Raw genomic sequence first — 18,465 nt, forward strand, 5'->3', positions numbered from 1 at the left:
CGGCAAGTCAACTTCCAGTCTGCGCAGCCAGGTTATGTATTGTCGGATTTCGCCTGCTTCGTTTCGATTTCACGCCGGGAATTCGCGACTGAGCCCTTCATGGTCGCGCCCCGCGCGGCCGGGCCCGGTGCGAGAGGACCGAAAGCCGCCAGCGGCAGCAGGTGCTGTCAGGACCGCGCCCACCGGGCCGGGACGGCAGCTCCGCGCCATCCGGTGTCGGGGCGCCGTCACCCCGGGCACACAGCAGGGGAGTTCGTGCGCTGATGACTATTGACCACGACAGCGTGCCGCGATCCGGTCGGTCCCTGTCCGGTCCGCGGCGGCCCGGCACCGGGCTGCTCGACCGCCCGGCCGGATCCGCCCAGACCCGGACGGTGCCGCCGCCCCGCCGGCACCGCGGGGCGGTCCGGTCCCGGCTCGCCCTGCCGCTCGCGCTGGTCCAGGTCGACGCGATCGCGCTGTGCACCGCCACCGGCCTCGCCAACCGGGCCGTCGACCCGGCCGTCCCGCTCGCGCCGCTGCTCGGTGCCGCCGCCGTCCTGCCCCTGCTGCTCGTGCTCAACCTGGTCGGCGGCCTCTACCGCACCCGGCTCACCCTCTCCGTCCTGGACGAACTGCCCGCGCTGGCCGTCCGGGCCGTCGTCGCCACCGCCTTCGCCGTCACCCTGGCCGGCTGCCTGGACGGCCGCTGGCCCGACTGCGGCCCGGCCACCCCGGCCCGGCTCACCGTCCTGCTCGGCGTCCAACTGCTGATCGCCGCCGTCGGCCGCGCCGTGCTCTACCACCTGGTCCGGCGGATCCGCCGCAGCCGCCCCAACCCCGTCCTGGTGCTCGGCGCCGGCCGGCTCGGCCGCCGGGTCGCCGCCGCCCTCAGCGAGCGCGGCGAGTACGGGATGCGCCCGGTCGGCTTCCTCGACGCCGACCCGCCGCTGCTCGCCGGCGACACCGACCTGCCCGTCCTCGGCGGCCGCGAGGTGCTGGAGCGCGAGGTCCGCCGGCACCGGATCCACCACGTGGTCGCCACCGCCGGCGCCGCCGACGAGGCCGAGACCGCCGCCGCCCTGCGCGACGCCGCCCGGCTCGGCTGCCAGGTCTGGCTGGTGCCCGCGCTGCGCGAGCACGGCTCGCTGCCCGCCGGCCCGCTGGCCGGAGCCGACCACCTGTGGGGCTTCCCCTGCCTGCGGGTCGGCAGCCCGGCGATGCGCCGCCCCGGCTGGGCCGCCAAGCGCGCCCTGGACGTCGTCGCCGCCGGGCTCGGCCTGCTGCTGCTCGCCCCCGTCCTGGTGCTCTGCGCGCTGGCCGTCCGCTTCGACACCGGCCCCGGCGTGCTCTTCCGCCAGCAGCGCACCGGGCTCGACGGCAAGGTCTTCACCGTCCTCAAGTTCCGCACCCTGCGCCCGAGCAACGAACACGAGTCGGCGACCCGCTGGAACATCTCCCAGGACCACCGGATGGGCGCCGTCGGCAGGCTGCTGCGCCGCAGCTCGCTGGACGAGCTGCCGCAGCTGTGGAACGTGCTGTGCGGCGACATGAGCCTGGTCGGCCCGCGCCCGGAGCGCCCCTACTTCGTCATGCGGTTCGGCCAGGCCTACCCCGAGTACGCCGACCGCCACCGCGTCCCGGTCGGCCTGACCGGCCTCGCCCAGGTCAACGGCCTGCGAGGGGACACCTCGATCGAGGACCGGGCCCGGTTCGACAACCGCTACATCGAGAGCTGGAGCCTCTGGCAGGACGTCAAGATCCTGTGCCGCACTGCGGTCCTGATGCTCCACCCGGACGGGAGCTGACCCGCGTGGCCCTGACCCTTCCCGCCGTCCCGCGGCTCGCGTTACGCAAGGCGCTGCCCGCGCTCGCGGACCGGCCCAGCCTGCTCGCCGCGGCGACCGTCCTGCTGGTCTGCGTGCCCACCGGCGAGAAGGACGTCGCCGCCGCCGTCCACGTCACCGCCGCCGACGTGGCCTCGCTGGCCCTGGTCGCCCTCACCGTGCTCAACCTGCTGCGCGGGCGGCTGCCCGCCGTCAGCCGCGCCACCTGCGTGCTGTTCGGCGGCATCGTGGTCGCCGCCGCCGTCGCCACCGTCGGCTCGATCGACCCGGCCACCAGCCTCACCGGCTTCGTCCGGCTCACCCAGGTGTTCGTCCTGGTGCCGGCCGGGGTGCTCTGCTCGCTGCGCGACCGCGTCGACCAGCGGCTGGTCCTCGGCTCCTTCGTGCTCGCCGCGCTGGTCCAGGGCGTGGTCGGCGCGCACCAGTACCTCACCCGGACCGGCGCCTCCTACACCGGCCAGCCGATCCGGGCCGTCGGCACCTTCGGCGCCCTCGACATCATGGCGATGTCCACGGTCGTCAGCTACGGCCTGCTCGCCGCCCTCGCCCTGGCGCTCGCCGAGCGCCGCCCCGGCGGAGACGTCCGGCTGCGCCGCGCCATGTTCGCCACCGCCGCCTTCCTGGCCTTCCCGCTCGCCGTCTCGTTCAGCCGCGGCAGCTGGATCGCCACCGCCGCCGCGGCCACCGTGCTGCTGCTGCGGGCCGACGCCCGGCTCGCCGTCCGCGGCGCCGTCCTCGGCCTGGCCACCGCGGTCGTCCTGGTCGGCGGCCTCGGCCTCGGCGCCTCCGGCGTCACCGAGCGGCTCAGCTCGATCGGCTCCGTCTCCGCCGCCCCCGACCAGTCCGTCTCCGACCGCTACGACCTGTGGTCCACCGCCGGGCGGATCTGGCAGGACCACCCCGTCCACGGCGCCGGCCCCAAGGCCTTCCAGCAACTGCGCGACAGCCACGCCCCGCTGCGGCTCTCCTCCGGCAGCGACGCCGCCGACCCCACCATCGGCTTCCAGCGCGAACCGCTGCTCTCCCCGCACAACATGTACTTCCTGGTGCTCAGCGAGCAGGGCCTGATCGGCATCGTCGCCTACGCCGCGCTCTTCCTCGGTCTGCTGCTCGGCTGCCTGCGCCACTCCCGCGGCCCGGCGCTCGCCGCCCTGGCCCTGCTCACCTGGGTGCTGGTCGACTTCCTGTACGCGGACATCGGCGGCACCACCACCGTGCTGACCTCCGTCGTCCTCGGCCTCGCGGCCCGGGCCTGCGTCGCGGAGGCCGACCCGCGATGACCACCGACCAGCCGGCCCTCGCCTCCGCCGTGCCCGCGCCGCGCGGCGCCGCCGCCGACGGCCCGCCGTCCGGGCCCGGCCCGGCCCCCCGGCGCGGCTTCCTCGCCAAGGCCTTCGGCATCACCGCCGTCCTCAGCGCCGCCGGGTCCGGCCTGGGCCTGCTGCGCGACCTCCTGCTGGCCCGCTACTTCGGCGCCAACCAGGGCACCGACGCCTTCCTGGTCGCCTGGACCGTCCCGGAGACGGCCGCGCCGCTGCTGATCGAGGACGCCATGTCCTTCCTCATGGTGCCCGCCTTCGCGCTAGCCCTGGTGCTGCGCGAGGAGGACCCGGACGCCCCCGACCCGGTCCGCCAACTGGTCCGCGCCACCCTGCCCTGGCTGCTGCTCGCGCTCAGCGGGCTCGCGCTGGCCGCCGCCCTCGGCGCCCCGCAGCTGGTCGAGCTGCTCGCCCCCGGCCTGGCCAACCCCGGCCTCGCCGTCACCTGCACCCGGATCACCGCGATCACCGTGCTGCCGTTCGGCGTGGTCGGCTACCTCGCCGCCGCGCTGCGCGCCCACCACTGCTTCACCGCGCCGGCCGGCATCTACGTCGCCTACAACGTCGGCATCCTCGCCGTGCTGCTCGGCTGCCAGTCCTTCCTGGGCGTGCGCTCCGCCGCCCTCGGCGTCGCGCTCGGCAGCCTGCTGATGGCCGGCCTGCTGGTCGCCCCGTTCCTGCGCCGGCTGCGCCAGGGCGCGGGCCCGGGATCGCCCCCCGGCGCGGGCCGCGCGCGCCGTTCCCGCCAGGCGCTGGTGCTGATGCCGTTCGCCCTGCTGCCGGTGGCCGCGTTCACCCTGACCCGCCAGTCGCAGGTCTTCGTCGAGCGCTACCTCGGCTCGGCGCTGCCGGCCGGCACCATCTCGCACCTCAACTACGCCGCCAAGGTCTCCCAACTGGCCATGACGGCCGGCATCCTGATCTGCACCGTCACCTTCCCGCTGGTCGCCCGGGCGCTGGCGGCCGGGGACCTCGCCGCCGCCCGGGACCGGGTCGAGAAGGACCTCGGCCAGGCCGCGGCGGTCGTCCTGGGCGGCACCGCCTTCCTGATGGCCTGCGCCCCCTCGGTGGTCTCGCTGCTCTTCCAGCGCGGCGCCTTCGGCCCGCAGGACACCGCCGCCACCGCCGCCGTCATCCGGGTCTACAGCTTCGGCCTGCCCGCCCAGGCGCTGATCGGCGTGATGATCCGTCCGTACTTCTCACTGCGCCCGGTGGTCCGTCGGGCCGACGATCCGGGCACCGAGGACGGTGGCCGCCGGCTGCTGGACTGGTTCCCGGTCGCCGCGATGCTGCTCGGCCTCGGCGTCACCGTCGTGGTCAGCCTGCTCGCCACCCCCCGCTTCGGCGCCCTCGGGCTCGCCGCCGGGAACGCGGCCGGCATCACCGCCACCGCCGCGCTGCTGCTGCACGGCCTGGTGCTGCGCGGCATCCCGCTGCGGCTGCGCCGGGTGCTCGGCGGCCACGCCCGGCTGGTGGCCGCCGCCGGCGGCGCCACCGCCCTCGGCACCGCCGTCGCCGGGTTGGCCACCGGCCCCCTGCTCTCCACCCTCCTCGGGGGCCTCACCGTGGCGCTGGCCTTCGCCGTCCTCGGCACCGGCCTCGGCGCGCGTGAGGTGCGCGGTCCGGTCCTCGCCGTGGCCCGGGCCCTGAACCCGCCAACCGTCGCCGATGAAGGGAAGCTTCCCCATGGACAATGAACGGGGAACCGTCCGTTCGGCCCAGGCGGGCGTCCGCCGCCAGGCCGTACCGGCCGCAGCCGCACCACGCGGCGACCTCCCGTGCACCGACCCCGCCGGGCCGCAGGCGCAGCTGCCCAGGAGCCGCCGCCCGCTCGGCGAACCGTCCGGCCCCGGTTCCTCCTCGCCGTGGATCCTGATGTACCACTCGGTGGCGGTCGAGAAGGAGGACCCGTACCAGCTGACCGTCAGCCCCGAGCGGTTCGCCGAGCAGGTCGCCTGGCTGCACCGGCGCGGGTGGCGCGGCGTCTCCGTGGGCGAGCTGATGCGGGCCCGGGCCGTCGGCCGGGACGACGGACTGGTCGGGCTGAGCTTCGACGACGGCTACGCGGACTTCGCGCGCCACGCCGTGCCGATCCTCCAGGCGTACGGCTTCACCGCCACCGCGTACGTGGTCGCCGACCTGCTCGGCCGGGACAACGGCTGGGACGTCGAGGGGCCGCGCAAGCAGCTGCTCACCGTCCAGGAGGTCACCGAACTCGCCGCCGCCGGCTGGGAGATCGGCTCGCACGGCCTCGGCCACCAGGCGCTGCCCGGCCTGCCGGCCGACGTCCTGGCGGTGCAGACCCGGGAGAGCCGGCGCCTCCTGGAGGAGGTGGTCGGCGGCCCGGTCACCGGCTTCTGCTACCCGTACGGCGCCGTCGACCTGCCCGCCACCGAGGCCGTGCGCGACGCCGGCTACGACTACGCCTGCGCCATCGCGCACTCCCCGCTCACCGGCCGCTTCGCGCTGCCCCGCTGCTACGTCGGCGACCGCGACGGCGCCTGGCGGCTGCGCGCCAAACGCGGCCGGCAGCGGCTGCGCGACGCCGTCACCGAGCTGCGCCGAAGCCCCCTGGTCGCCCGGCGGGGGGCCCGGCCGTGAGGGTCCTGCACATCGTCACCGGCCTCGCCTCGGGCGGCGCCGAGCGCCAACTCCACCTGCTGCTGAGGCACTTGCCCGCACACCAGCAGTGCGAGGTGGTCGCACTGACCAACCCCGGCACGGTCGCCGCCGCGCTGCGCGCCGACGGGGTGACCGTCCACCACCTCGGCATGCGTGGCAACCGCGACCTGGGCGCGCTGCCCCGGCTCGTCCGGCTGGTCCGCTCCGGCCGCTACGACCTGGTGCACACCCACCTGTACCGGGCGCAGCTGTACGGCCGGCTGGCGGCCCGGCTCGCCGGGGTCCGCGCGGTGGTCTCCACCGAGCACTCGCTGCACGCCGGGGTGATCGAGGGCCGCCCGGTCACCCGCGGCGTCAAGGGCCTCTACCTGGCGGCCGAGCGGCTCGGCAGCACCACCGTCGCGGTCTCCCGGCAGGTCGCCCAGACGCTGCACTCCTGGGGCGTCCCACCGACCCGGGTCGAGCTGATCCCCAACGGCATCGACACCGCCCGCTACCGCCGCCCGGCCGCCGCCCGGACCGCCACCCGCCGCCGGCTGCGGGCCGAACTCGGCCTGCCGGAGGGGAGCTGGGTGGTCGGCGGAGTCGGCCGGCTGGTCCCCGGCAAGCGCTTCGAGGTGCTGCTGGAGGCCCTCGCCGCACTCGACCCGGCCGCCCGGCTGGTGCTGGTCGGCGCGGGCCCGGAGCGCGCCGCGCTGGAGCACCGGGCCGCCGAACTCGGCGTCCGGGAACGGCTGGTGCTCACCGGCGAGCGCGACGACGTGCCCGACCTGCTGACCGCCCTGGACGTGCTGGCCGCCCCCTCCACCGCGGAGACCTTCGGCCTCGGCATCCTGGAGGGCCTGGCGGCCGGCCTGCCGGTGCGGCACAGCGCCTGCCCGGCGCTCGACGAACTGCCGCCCAGCGCCGCCCCGCAGGCCCGCCGGATCCCGTCCGAGGGCGCCGCGTACGCCGCCGCGCTGCGCGACCTGCGGCACCTGAACGACCACAACTCCGACCCGCTGCCGCACCCCCCGGCGGTCGGCCACTACGACATCGCCCGGGTCGCCGCAGACCTGGGCGCCCTCTACGACCGGCTGGCCCGCGCTTGACGGCCCGCCGCCACCGGAACCGCCGTCACATACCCAAGGAGTCACACCCATGACCACACCGCGCCGAAGGGCCCGCCACCTGGTCCGCCGCTGGTGGCCGGTGGCGCTCGCGGTGCCGCTGGGCGCCGCGGCCGGCGCCGGGTACGCCGTCGTCTCGCACCCCTCGTACGCCGCCAGCGCCTACGTCCTCGTGGTGCCGCAGAACCCGGGGGAGGCCGCCACCGCGACCAACTTCGCCCAGGCGTACGGGCGGTTGGCGGGCCAGCCGCAGGTGCTCGCGGTGGCGGCCGCCGAGACCGGCCACACCCGCGCCGAGCTGGAGTCCCTGGTGCACGGGACCACCTCCCCGGACGCCCCGATGATCGAGATCACCGGCACCGGGAGGCGCCCCCAGGAGGCGGCCCAGACCGCCGACGCGGTGGCCCGCTCGCTGGTCTCCTTCGCGAACACCAGCAGCAGGGACACCAGCGTCCGGCTGGTGACGCTGGCCCCGGCCGCCGAGCCGGACCGGCCGACCACCCCGTCCGCCACGCTGGACGTCGCGGTCGGCGGCGCGGCCGGGCTGCTGGTGGGGGCCCTGGTGATGATGACCCGCCGCCGGGGCGAGGCCGCCCTGCCGGAGGCCCCCGAGCCCGTCGAGGCCGCCGGGGCCCCGGCGGAGCCGACGACGCCGGCCGCCCCCCGCCCGCGCGGCGAGGAGCCGCCCGCCGCCGACCGGGCCGGGCCGGCCGACCAGGCCGACAGGACCGGCCAGGTGGAGGAGGCCGAGAAGGCGGAGGGGAAGCCCGGGAAGGCCGCCGCCGAGAAGAAGAGCGCCGAGGAGTCCCCGGCCAAGGAGAAGGCCGCGGCCGGGAGCGGGCGATGAGCACTGAGACCCGGCATGCCGGCCTCCCCGCCCAGCCGGCAGCGCCGGGCTGGACCACCGAGCTGCGCCGCGAGGACGACGCCCTGGACACCCTCGCCGAGGAGTGGGACGACCTGGCCGCCCGCTGCCGGACCGCCACCTTCTTCCAGGCCGCCGACTGGCAGCGCTCCTGGTGGCGCCACTACGGCAGCCCGGGCGGCCTGCTGGTGGTGCTCGTCCGCCGGGACGGCCTGCTGGTCGGCGCGGGTGCCTTCAGACGCCGCGGCGGCCCGCTCGGCGGGCTGACCGCCCTGGGCGCCGGGCTGGTCGACTACTCCGACGTGCTGCTCGACGACGACTGCGCCGACCGGGCCGCCGCCGAGTTCGCCGCCGCCCTCCCGCTCACCCGCCCGTGGCACTCCCTGGAACTGCGCGAGGTGCACCCCGAGGCGGCGGTGCAGCGGGTGTACGAGCACTGGCACGGCCGGCGCCGCCGCTACCAGGACTCGCTCTGCCAGTACCTGCCGGCCGTCCCGATGGACCGGCTGCTCAAGCGGGTGCCCGGCAAGACCGCGCAGCGCAGCCGGGTGAAGCTGCGCAAGATCGCCGAGGCCGGGGTGCAGGTCAGCTCGACGCCGGCGGCCGAGGTGCCGGCGGCGCTGGAGGGCCTGCTGCGGCTGCACTTCCTGCAGTGGCAGGAGCGCGGCGTCACCCCGGAGCACCGCACCGACCGCTTCGCCCGGCACCTGACCGAGTCCACCGTCGGCCTGGTCGCCACCGGCAGGGCGGCCGTCCACCAGTTCCGGCTGAACGGCGAACTGGTCGCGGTGAACCTGCTGCTGCTCTGCCCCTCCTTCGGCGGCCTGTACATGTACGGCGCGCACCCGGTGCTGCGCGAGCGGCTGGACATCGCCGGGCTGCTGTTCAGCGCCGCCCTGGACGAGACGGTCGGCGCGGGCGTCCCGCTGCTCGGCCTGCTGCGCGGCCAGGAGCCGTACAAGCAGCGCTGGCGGCCGGACCAGCTGTCCAACCAGCGCCTGCTGTTCGGTCCGCCCGGGCCGGCGCCGGCGGCCGTCGCCCGGTCCGGCGCGGTGCGCGTCCGCCAGCAGGCGGCGCACGTGCTGCGGACCCGCTTCCCGCGGCTCAAGGAGGCCCTGCTGGCCCGCCGCCGCAGCTGACCGCCCCCGCCCCCCCGGCCCGGGCTCAGCGCCGGGCGGGCGTCCGGGCGGGCGTCCGGGCCGCCGAGGGACTCGCGGACGGGCTCTTCGAGGGGCTCGCCGACGTGGTGGCCGAGGGGGCCGGCGACGGGCTCGCGGACGGGCCGGGCGCCACGCTCGGGGCCCCGGGCGTGGCCGACGGCGTGGGCGGGCGCGGCGGGACGATCGGCTGGACGGGGGCCGGGGGCGCCGTCGGCACCACCGCCGGCGCCCCCTTCGACCCGGACATCAGCTGCTTGAACCGGGCGGCGGAGCGCGGGTTGCGGTCGCACTCGAAGAAGCCGTGCGGGCAGTAGTCGGTGACGGTCTGGTAGGCGGTGTCGTGGGTGCGCATCCACTCGACCATCCGCTGCACGAACTCCGGGTTGTCGCCGTTGCGGAACAGCCCCCACTCCGGGTAGGAGACCGGCTTGCCGCGCTTGGCGGCGAACTCCACCTGGTCCTGAAGCCCGTACGGCTCGCGCACGTAGTCGTCGAAGGTGCCCCCGGCGGGCTGGTCGTAGTTGTCCATGCCGATGATGTCGACCACGTCGTCACCGGGGTAGCACTTGGTCCACGGGATGGCGTCCAGGCCCCGGTTCGGGGTGAAGTCGAAGCGGAACCGCTGCCCGGGCACCGAGCGCATCACGTCGACGATCCGCCGCCAGTACGCCTTCCACGCGGACGGGTCGGGCTTGCAGCGGTGTGTGTAGGTGACGCCGTTCATCTCCCAGCCGAGGGTGAGTACGGTGTCCGCGCCGCCGAGGGACACCAGCCGGTGGGCGAGCCGCAGGAAGTGCCGGTCGAAGTCCCCGCGCGCGCCCTGGGCGAGCAGCTTGGCGACCTCGCCGTCCGGCACGTTCGCCTCGTTGGGCACCAGCATCGGCACGCCGAGGACGAGCGTCCGGGACGGGTCGGCCAACCGCCACTGCGACCACATGCCGAGCACCATCAGCTCGCCCTCGACGTCGGCCCAGCTGTTGCCCGCCAGGTAGGTGTGGCCGACCTGCAGGTTGGCGTTGCCCAGCCACTGCGCGTACCGGCCGATCTGCGGGATGTAGTCGTCCCAGGAGCCGACGAAGGCGCCGAACGGCGGCTCGTGCTTGGGCCGCTGGACGGGCGGGCGGGGGGCGGCGCCGCGCGGCTCGAAGGCGTCCGAGGAGAGGGAGTGCCGTTCGGTCTGGCTGAGCGGCGACCCGGCCGGGACGCTGGCCGTGGCCATCAGCAGCAGGGCGGCGGCGGCCAGCGTCAGGCGGCCGATTCGCATGGTCTCTCCTCCGGGCGTCGCGGGGCGGGGGCGCACTGGACGGACCGTGGCGCTCCGCTCGCCGACAGTAGGCCCGGCGCGCGTCAGAAAAGCCGAATGTCACCCTAAAGTGGGCGATATTCGAACGCCGTCTGCCGCAACGCCCGGTCGGGCCCCGCCGCGTGTATCAGCTCTGTAACGGTCCGGCCGGGCCCCGGCGCCCGGCCCCGGAGCGGGCGGCGGCCCGGCCCCGGCACCGACGGTGCAGGTGGGCGGGCGGGTGCGCGGGGAGGGCGCGCGCGGCCGGACGCGCGGTCCGAGGGGTGGGGCGGGGGCGATTCCAGGCTGACTCGCGTGCCCGGTGAAAGGTACGCTCCGGCCGTGTCCTGGAAGCCGCTGCGTGTACTGACCCCCCGCTCGATCCTGCCTGCCCTGGCGGTGATGCTGGTCCTTGCGGCCGGTGCGGCGGCGCACGCCAACAAGCCGGTGCCGTTCGGCGACCGGGTGGCGGGGCCGGGCGAGGCGGAGGCCACGCCGGTCAGCACGCAGTCGCTGAGCACGGCCGACCTGGACCTGAAGGTCGGCCCCGGACTGGAGGCCTTCCACCGGCAGAGCGGCGAGCAGGCCTGGTCCTACCGCCGCGAGGGCGCCACCGCGCTGTACCTGTCGATGGCGGGGGACAACGCCATCGTGGTCTGGGACGACGGCCTGGTCACCTCGGTGCGCCCGGGCGACCACGAGGTGCGCTGGCACCGGGCGGTGCCCGGCCTGGCGGACTGGCTGCGCGGCGACGGCGAGCCCGGCGCCGACAAGCGCACCGACGCGCAGCGCAAGGAGCTGGCCCAGGAGCGGGCCGCGGCGGCCCTGCACACCGTCCCGCAGGGCGGCTCCGCCTGGGTGGCCGTGGTGACCCCGAACCTGACCATGGGACTGCGCGACGCCGACGGCGACCTGCGCTACAACTCCAAGCCGCCCAGCGGCTGCGTCTACGACCCGCTGCGCACGGTCGGCACCGAGTACGCCGTGCTCGTCCCGCGCAGCTGCACCAACAGCGCGGGGCAGGCCGTCTCCGGCGGCATCAACGGGTACCGGCTGGACAGCACCGGCTGGCAGCTGAACACCGGCCCGAGCGCCTCGGTCAAGGCGCTGGACGGCAGCCGGGTGCTGATCACCGACGGCCCGATCGTTCCGGCCCGGGTGTTCGACACCAAGGCGGCCGCCCCCGAGGCGGCCTGCGGCAGCCCGTCCGCGCCGTTCGCGGCGGTCCGTCCGCAGGGCGGCTGCACCGACCCGGCGGCGAGCCCGGCCCAGGACGCCCCGGTGGGTCAGGACGCCCCGGCGGGTCAGGACGCCCCGGTGGGCGACCAGCCGCTCATGCAGCCCCAGGCGCAGCAGCCCCAGCAGTCTCAGCAGCCCCAGCAGTGACGCCGGACCGCCGGTACCCCTGGGCGGTAGCCCCGGGGGTTCCCGCGCGGCCCGGTAGACTTGCCGTCATGGCTGACTTCTCCGGGCAATAGCGGGCGCGCGGCACCGCCCCGTGCGCTGTGCCGACCACCGACGACGCCCCTTCCCGCTGCCCGGCCCCGGGCCCCGTCCGGCCGCCCGCCCACGTCCCAGGAGTAGTTTCCGCCATGATTTCCGCCAACGCCCTCGAGCTGCGCGCCGGTGCCCGAATCCTGATCGAGTCCGCGAACTTCAAGGTCGCCGCCGGCGACCGGATCGGCCTGGTCGGGCGCAACGGCGCCGGCAAGACCACGCTGACCAAGGTGCTGGCCGGCGAGGGCATGCCGGCCTCGGGCACGGTGACCCGCTCCGGCGAGGTCGGCTACCTCCCGCAGGACCCGCGCACCGGTGACCTGGACGTCCTCGCCAAGGACCGCATCCTCTCCGCCCGCGGCCTCGACACCGTGCTCAGGAAGATGCGCGAGAACGAGGACCGGATGGCCAACGGCCAGGGCGCCACCCGGGACAACGCGATGAAGAAGTACGCGCGCCTGGAGACCGAGTTCCTCACCAAGGGCGGGTACGCCGCCGAGGCCGAGGCGGCCACCATCGCGGCCGCCCTGGGCCTGCCGGACCGCATCCTGAACCAGGAGCTGCACACCCTTTCCGGTGGTCAGCGCCGCCGCGTCGAGCTGGCCCGGATCCTGTTCTCGGACTCCGACGTGCTGCTGCTCGACGAGCCCACCAACCACCTCGACGCCGACTCGATCGTCTGGCTGCGGGACTTCCTGAAGACCTACAAGGGTGGCTTCATCGTCATCTCGCACGACGTCGAACTGGTCGAGACGGTCGTCAACAAGGTCTTCTACCTGGACGCCAACCGCGCCGCCATCGACGTCTACAACATGGGCTGGAAGCAGTACCAGCAGCAGCGCGAGGACGACGAGAAGCGCCGCAAGCGCGAGCGGGCCAACGCCGAGAAGAAGGCCGCGACCCTCAACTCCCAGGCCGACAAGATGCGGGCCAAGGCGACCAAGACGGTGGCGGCGCAGAATATGGCCCGCCGTGCCGAGAAGCTGCTCTCCGGCCTGGAGCAGGTGCGCCAGAACGACAAGGTCGCCAAGCTGCGCTTCCCGGACCCGGCGCCCTGCGGCAAGACCCCGCTGATGGCCAGCGGGCTCTCCAAGTCCTACGGTTCGCTGGAGATCTTCACCGACGTCGGCCTGGCCATCGACCGCGGTTCGCGGGTCGTCATCCTCGGCTTCAACGGCGCGGGCAAGACCACCCTGCTGCGGATGCTCGCCGGGGTGGAGCAGCCTGACACCGGTGAGGTGACCCCGGGCCACGGCCTGAAGATCGGCTACTACGCCCAGGAGCACGAGACCCTGGACCCGGACCGCACGGTGCTGGAGAACATGCGTTCCTCCGCGCCGGACACCGACCTGGTGCAGATCCGCAAGATCCTCGGTTCCTTCCTGTTCTCCGGCGACGACGTCGACAAGCTGGCCGGGGTGCTCTCCGGCGGTGAGAAGACCCGGCTCGCGCTGGCCTCGCTGGTCGTCTCCAGCGCCAACGTGCTGCTGCTCGACGAGCCCACCAACAACCTCGACCCGGCCAGCCGCGAGGAGATCCTCGGCGCGCTGCGCGAGTTCAGCGGCGCGGTCGTGCTGGTCACCCACGACGAGGGCGCCGTCGAGGCGCTCCAGCCGGAGCGGATCATCCTGCTGCCGGACGGGGTCGAGGACCTCTGGAGCCCGGCGTACGCCGATCTGGTCTCGCTGGCCTGACCGGGTGTAGACGCGATCTCCGCTTTTAGGACCAGAAAAACTAGTACTTACGGCGTGTCCGGGAATGAAGAAAGCCTGGATTCCGTTTAAGGACTTCCTGTCGGCCCGCCACTCGATCGTGGTCGGGCCGACACTGCTGATCAGCCCTTTCTCGGCGGATGGCGGAATCCGCCCGGGGGCGCGCACTCTACGTGAGCGCCCCGACGCGCTCGGATCACCACCGCAGGACCACGCATTCCCGACATCGACCTTGCCGAATGGGTGGCCAGGACGCGGTGGATGGGTGATCATGGGAATCTGACCGAGCAACGCTACGAGGAGGCACGGGTGGCCGAGACTCTGAAAAAGGGCAGCCGGGTGACCGGTGCCGCGCGTGAGAAGCTCGCGGCCGATCTCAAGAAGAAGTACGACTCCGGGGCGAGCATTCGCGCTCTCGCGGAGGAGACCGGTCGTTCGTACGGCTTTGTGCACCGGATGCTGAGCGAGTCCGGAGTCATTCTCCGGGGCCGCGGTGGTGCCACGCGTGGCAAGAACAAGGCGACCGCAGGGGCCGGTTCCTGACGGTCCATCAGCTTATCGCTGGATGGCGCGGCGGCAGGGCGCCGACTGAGGAGACGAGAACCGATCGTCCGCCCTCGGGTCGAGTGGACCGGCCGCCGATCGTCATGTCCGGGGTGTTGTCCGCCCCCCGGTGCTCCCCTTCTGCTGATCTTTCCGGGCCGGCGCCCTGCCGCCGCGCGCCCAGGTTTGTTACTCTCCGGTAGCCAAGCCCCTCGCCACCGGAGGTCCCCGCATGACCGCCCCCGTCACCGACCCGCAGGCCCCGAGCTGGGAGCAGGACGGCGTCCGCCTGGAGATCGACGGCGAGCTCGCCGTCGTCACCCTGTGTCAGCCCAAGCGGCGCAACGCCCAGTCGCCCGCCCTGTGGCGCGCCCTCGCCGCCGCGGGCCGTGACCTGCCCGGTGGCGTCCGGGTGGTCCTGCTGCGTGCGGAGGGCGTCTCCTTCTCGGCGGGCCTGGACCGGGCCATGTTCACCCCCGAGGGCATCCCCGGCGAGCCCACCTTCCTCCAGCTCGCCGGCGCTCCCGACCAGGAGCTCGACGACACCATCGCCTCCTACCAGCAGGCCTTCACCTGGTGGCGCCGCCCCGACCTGGTCTCCATCGCCGCCGTCCAGGGCCATGCCGTCGGCGCCGGCTTCCAGCTCGCCCTCGGCTGCGACCTGCGCGTCGTCGCCGACGACGTCCAGTTCGCCATGAAGGAGACCTCGCTCGGCCTCGTCCCCGACCTGGCCGGCACCAAGCCGCTCACCGAACTCGTCGGCTACGCCCGGGCGCTGGAGATCTGCGCCACCGGCCGCTGGGTCGGCGCCGAGGAGGCCGCCGCCATCGGGCTGGCCAACCTGGCCGTCCCCGGTGCGGAACTGGACGCCGCCGCCCGCGACCTCGCCGCCGCCCTGCTGGCCGCGCCGCGCAACGCCGTCATCGAGACCAAGGCCCTGCTCCAGGGCGCCGCGGGCCGCTCCTTCGACGAGCAGCGCTCGGCCGAACGGGCGGCGCAGGCCCGCCGCCTGCGGGACCTCGCCGGGATCGGCGACTAGGACCTACCAGGCTGCGTCGTGTGGACGGGCCCGGCCCGGGGGTGCTCCCCGGGCCGGGCCCTCGGCGTTCCCGGCGGCGTCCCGGTGGCCCTCCCCGGCGGGCGCGGAACGTGGCGAAATGCCAGAGTTATGGGGATCTGCGATATAGCTGGAGCCGTACGACGGGAGATGCGCCCCCATGCCTGACACTCCGACCCCCGCCACCATGCACAAGAACCCCGGCCACGCCGTGGCCGCCGGCTCCGCCGCCGCCCACACGCCGTCCTCGCCGTCCTCGGCCTCGGGCGCGACCGATGCCGGCAAGCCGTCCGGCGAGCGCGGCCGTACGGCGCTGGCCGTCGGCGTGGTCGAGAAGATCGCCGGGATGGCCGCCCGCGAGGTCAACGGCATCCACGCCCTCGGCTCAGGCCTCGCCCGCACCTTCGGCGCGATGCGCGACCGGGTGCCGGGCGGCAAGTCCGGCGTCGGGCGCGGCATCAAGGCCGAGGTCGGCGAGAAGCAGACCGCCATCGACATCGCCCTGGTCGTCGAGTACGGCGTGGTCATCCCCGAACTCGCCCGTCAGGTACGGGAGAACATCATCGACGCGGTCGAGCGGATGACTGGCCTGGAAGTCGTCGAGGTCAACATCGCGGTCAACGACGTCCACCTCCCCGACGAGCCGGACGTCGAGGAGGAGGAAGAGGAGCCGGTCGTCGCGGGGCAGCGGCCCAAGCTCAAGTAACGAGCCCACGAAGCGCCCGGCGGCGGGCGGCAGCGAGGACGAGGAGTAGCGGATGAACCTGGCCATCGTCGGCCTGGTGGTGGGCATGGCCCTCGGCTTCGCCGGGTACTTCGGCGGCTTCGCGGCGTTCCTGCTGGTCGCCGCGCTCGGGCTGGTCGGCTTCGTGGCCGGCCGCCTGCTGGAGGGCGACATCGAGCTGGGCGACCTCGGCGACCTGCTCCGCGGCCGCGACCGGCGCCGTTGATGGCGGCTCCCACCACCGGTGCCCGCCGCGAACCCGCCGCCCGGGGCCGGCTCCGGATCGCCGACCGCGTCTACGCCCGTATCGCCGCCCGGGCCGCCCACGAGGCCCTCGCCGACGCCTGGACCGGCCGCACCGTCAAGGGCGCACCGCCCGCCGTCTCGGTGGCGTTGCCCGGCAGTACGGTGACCGTCCGGGTCGCCGTCGCGCTGCCCTTCCCCGCCGACCTCGCGGGGCTCGCCCGGGCCGTCCGCGAACGCGTCGCCGCGCAGGTCTCCGGGTTCACCGGGACCAGGGTGTCCGAGGTGGTCGTCGTCGTGGAGCGGCTGGTGACCGGGGGAGTGTCATGAGCGCGGGGGGCGAACCGGCGTCCGGCGAGGCGGCGACGGTGGCCGGGGATGCGGCGACGCCGGCCGGGGACGGGCCCCCGCCGGGGAAGGTGCGGCGGCCGCAGGCGCCGCGGGCCGTCGTCGCGGCGCTCGTCGCCACCGTGCTGCTGGTGCTCGCGGGCGCGCTGCTGTACGACGTGATCGCCGTCCGCGCCGGGTACCCGACCCGCCGGTGGCGCGCCCGGGCCGCCGACGAACTGGCCACCCGTCACCTCGACTACCTGTGGACGCTGGTCGGTGCCGGCGCCGCCGTCCTCCTCGGCGGGATGCTGCTCTGGCTGGCCCTCGCCCCCGGTCTCGGCCGCTGGCTCCCGCTGCGCCCGCACGGCGACACCGGCGCCGCCATCGACCGGGCCGGCATCGGGCACCTGCTCGCCGACCGCGCCGCCGGACTCCAGGGCATCGACCGGCTGCGGATCCGGATCAGCCGCCGGCGCGTCCGGGTCACTCTCATCGGGTCGGCGGACCCGGTGTCGGTCCAGCGCCAACTGCGCGACGAACTGGCGCGGGTGACGCTGGCCCGGCCGCTGCGCCTCGACGTGCGGGCGGCGCCCGGGGCGGGGCCCGGGCCGGGGGCGGCGGGATGAGGCGGACGGCCGTCAACCGGGTGCTGCTGGGGGTGGTCGGGGCGGTGCTGCTGGCCGCCGGCGTGCTGGTGCTGGCCGGCGGACTCGACCTGTACCGGCGGCTCGGCGCCGACCCGCCGGGCTGGTGGCCGCTCACCTCCCCGGACCAGCCGGTGCTCAGTGCCCGCTCGCGCACCCGCTGGGCGGATTCGGCCTGGTGGTGGCCCGCCGTCATCGGCGGGCTGGCCGTGGTGGTCGCGGGCACCGGCTGGTGGCTGGTGGCGCAGCTGCGGCGCAGCGGCCCGGCCGGTCTCGTCGTGCCGACGCCCGGCGCCACCGGACTCCGGCTGCGGGTCCGCACCCGGGCGCTGGAGGAGGCGCTGGAGGCCGGGACGGCCACGCTCCCCGAAGTCGAGCGCGCGGGCGTACGCCTGGTGCGCGCACCCGGGCACCCGCGGCTGCGGGGCGCTGTCCGGCTCACCCCCGGTGGCGATCCGGCGGCCCTGGTGGAGCACTTCGACACCGGCCCACGAACCGACGCCCGGACCAGCCTGGGCCTCCCGGAACTCCCCGCCGACCTGCGGATCCGGGTCCTCCAGGCCGCCCCGTCCGGGTCGCGACGGCGCCGCGGGCGGCGCAGGCCCCCGCGGGTGGAGTGAACCGGGGGCGGGCGGAGCTGGACGCCCGCCCCCGTACGCGCCCTAGAGAGGCCGCAGGGCGCCGCCGTCGACGGGGATCATCACACCGGTCAGGTAGGAGGCGGCGGGGGAGAGCAGGAAGGCCGCGACCTTGCCGAACTCCTCCGGGGTGCCGTAGCGGCCGAGCGGGATGGTCGCGACGGCCTGGGCGCGGGCGCCGTCCGGGTCGCCGCCCAGGGAGTCCAGCTCGCGCACCCGGTCGGTGTCGATCCGGGCCGGGAGCAGGCCCACCACCCGGATGCCGCGCGGGCCGAGCTCGTCGGCGAGGGACTTGGCGGCCATCGCCAGCCCCGGGCGCAGGCCGTTGGAGATGCCCAGGCCGGGGATCGGCTGGCGCACCGAGGCGGAGAGCACGAAGCCGATCACGCCGCCCTCGCCGAGGGCCGCGGCGGCGGCGCGGGCGAGCCGCAGCGCGCCGAGGAAGACCGACTCGAACGCGTCCCGCCAGGCCTCCTCGGGGGCGGTGGCCACCGGGCCGGCCTGGGGGCCGCCGACGCTGATCAGCACGCCGTCGAGGCGGCCGAAGTGCCCGGTCGCCTCGGCGATCAGCCGTTCGGCGGTCGCCGGGTCGGCGTTGTCGGCGGCCAGGCCGTGGGCCGTCCCGGCGCCGCCGATGGCGTCCAGCTCGGCGACGGCGGCGGCCACGGACTCCTTGCCGCGCCCGCTGACCAGCACCCGGGCCCCGTCGGCGGCCAGCTCCCGGGCGGCGGCGAGGCCGAGGCCCCGGGTGGCGCCGGTGGCCACGTACACCTTGTCCTTCAGTCCAAGATCCATGGGGACCATCCTGCCGGGTGGCGGGCGCGAGGGGGAGGGCTGGGGGCGGGAGCGGGGTGGCGTGGCGCCGGGGGCGGTGGAGGGCGGTCGGAGCCGGGC

18 protein-coding genes are annotated in these 18,465 nt (G+C 75.4%); 16 read left to right on the forward strand and 2 right to left on the reverse strand.

All coding sequences use genetic code 11. The features are described 5' to 3' along the window. Positions 1-263: 263 nt before the first annotated feature. Genes OG556_RS24870 through OG556_RS24900 form a run of 7 tightly spaced genes read left to right on the forward strand, consistent with a single transcriptional unit; the run spans position 264 to position 8,880 of the window. Positions 264-1,787, forward strand: a complete 1,524-nt coding sequence (locus OG556_RS24870; RefSeq protein WP_371519444.1) for a sugar transferase — start codon at positions 264-266, stop codon at positions 1,785-1,787. 5 nt (positions 1,788-1,792) lie between these two features. Next, a complete protein-coding gene (locus OG556_RS24875; RefSeq protein ID WP_371519447.1) occupies positions 1,793-3,106 on the forward strand; it encodes an O-antigen ligase family protein in 1,314 nt (437 codons plus the stop codon). Further along, positions 3,103-4,842 carry a lipid II flippase MurJ gene (locus OG556_RS24880; RefSeq protein ID WP_371519449.1) on the forward strand — a complete coding sequence of 580 codons (1,740 nt, stop codon included), beginning with the start codon at positions 3,103-3,105 and terminating at the stop codon, positions 4,840-4,842. Before OG556_RS24875 ends, OG556_RS24880 begins: the two co-directional genes overlap by 4 nt. Further along, entirely contained in the window at positions 4,832-5,746 is a 915-nt protein-coding gene (locus tag OG556_RS24885; RefSeq protein ID WP_371519451.1) for a polysaccharide deacetylase family protein, read from the forward strand. Before OG556_RS24880 ends, OG556_RS24885 begins: the two co-directional genes overlap by 11 nt. Beyond that, positions 5,743-6,858: a glycosyltransferase gene (locus tag OG556_RS24890; RefSeq protein ID WP_371519454.1), complete on the forward strand. Its 1,116-nt coding sequence runs from the start codon at positions 5,743-5,745 to the stop codon at positions 6,856-6,858. The genes OG556_RS24885 and OG556_RS24890 overlap by 4 nt, the downstream gene beginning before the upstream one ends. 49 nt (positions 6,859-6,907) lie before the next feature. Further along, entirely contained in the window at positions 6,908-7,723 is an 816-nt protein-coding gene (locus tag OG556_RS24895) for a Wzz/FepE/Etk N-terminal domain-containing protein (protein WP_371519457.1), read from the forward strand. Beyond that, positions 7,720-8,880, forward strand: coding sequence for a GNAT family N-acetyltransferase (locus tag OG556_RS24900; RefSeq protein ID WP_371519459.1), 1,161 nt, complete (start codon positions 7,720-7,722; stop codon positions 8,878-8,880). The genes OG556_RS24895 and OG556_RS24900 overlap by 4 nt, the downstream gene beginning before the upstream one ends. 25 nt (positions 8,881-8,905) lie before the next feature. On the opposite strand, the gene OG556_RS24905 is transcribed toward OG556_RS24900, so the two are convergent. Next, complete coding sequence (locus OG556_RS24905) at positions 8,906-10,165, reverse strand: glycoside hydrolase family 26 protein (RefSeq protein ID WP_371519462.1); 1,260 nt, start codon at positions 10,163-10,165, stop codon at positions 8,906-8,908. A gap of 360 nt (positions 10,166-10,525) precedes the next feature. Between OG556_RS24905 and OG556_RS24910 the strand changes: the two genes are divergently transcribed. The 9 genes from OG556_RS24910 to OG556_RS24950 all read left to right on the forward strand — a co-directional run bounded on the left by OG556_RS24910 (position 10,526) and on the right by OG556_RS24950 (position 17,553). Beyond that, the gene (locus OG556_RS24910) at positions 10,526-11,569 is read left to right on the forward strand and encodes a hypothetical protein (RefSeq protein WP_371519465.1); all 1,044 of its coding nucleotides are present in this window, start codon (positions 10,526-10,528) and stop codon (positions 11,567-11,569) included. Between the two features lie 206 nt (positions 11,570-11,775). After that, complete coding sequence (gene abc-f / locus OG556_RS24915) at positions 11,776-13,374, forward strand: ribosomal protection-like ABC-F family protein (protein WP_371519468.1); 1,599 nt, start codon at positions 11,776-11,778, stop codon at positions 13,372-13,374. A gap of 327 nt (positions 13,375-13,701) precedes the next feature. Then, on the forward strand, positions 13,702-13,935 hold the full coding sequence (locus OG556_RS24920; RefSeq protein WP_030059940.1) for a helix-turn-helix domain-containing protein: 234 nt from the start codon (positions 13,702-13,704) through the stop codon (positions 13,933-13,935). Positions 13,936-14,167: 232 nt separating this feature from the next. Then, entirely contained in the window at positions 14,168-14,974 is an 807-nt protein-coding gene (locus OG556_RS24925) for an enoyl-CoA hydratase/isomerase family protein (protein WP_363580631.1), read from the forward strand. A 205-nt stretch (positions 14,975-15,179) separates the two neighbouring features. Further along, the gene (locus tag OG556_RS24930) at positions 15,180-15,698 is read left to right on the forward strand and encodes an Asp23/Gls24 family envelope stress response protein (protein WP_371522868.1); all 519 of its coding nucleotides are present in this window, start codon (positions 15,180-15,182) and stop codon (positions 15,696-15,698) included. A gap of 52 nt (positions 15,699-15,750) precedes the next feature. After that, the gene (locus tag OG556_RS24935) at positions 15,751-15,942 is read left to right on the forward strand and encodes a hypothetical protein (protein ID WP_063349611.1); all 192 of its coding nucleotides are present in this window, start codon (positions 15,751-15,753) and stop codon (positions 15,940-15,942) included. Next, entirely contained in the window at positions 15,942-16,289 is a 348-nt protein-coding gene (locus tag OG556_RS24940) for a hypothetical protein (RefSeq protein ID WP_371519471.1), read from the forward strand. The genes OG556_RS24935 and OG556_RS24940 overlap by 1 nt, the downstream gene beginning before the upstream one ends. Further along, complete coding sequence (locus OG556_RS24945; RefSeq protein WP_371519473.1) at positions 16,286-16,915, forward strand: DUF6286 domain-containing protein; 630 nt, start codon at positions 16,286-16,288, stop codon at positions 16,913-16,915. Before OG556_RS24940 ends, OG556_RS24945 begins: the two co-directional genes overlap by 4 nt. Beyond that, complete coding sequence (locus OG556_RS24950) at positions 16,912-17,553, forward strand: alkaline shock response membrane anchor protein AmaP (RefSeq protein ID WP_371519475.1); 642 nt, start codon at positions 16,912-16,914, stop codon at positions 17,551-17,553. The genes OG556_RS24945 and OG556_RS24950 overlap by 4 nt, the downstream gene beginning before the upstream one ends. Positions 17,554-17,595: 42 nt before the next feature. On the opposite strand, the gene OG556_RS24955 is transcribed toward OG556_RS24950, so the two are convergent. Then, positions 17,596-18,366, reverse strand: coding sequence for an SDR family oxidoreductase (locus OG556_RS24955; protein ID WP_371519477.1), 771 nt, complete (start codon positions 18,364-18,366; stop codon positions 17,596-17,598). Positions 18,367-18,465: the final 99 nt, after the last annotated feature.

Source organism: Kitasatospora sp. NBC_01300 (assembly GCF_041435235.1).
Lineage (GTDB): Bacteria > Actinomycetota > Actinomycetes > Streptomycetales > Streptomycetaceae > Kitasatospora.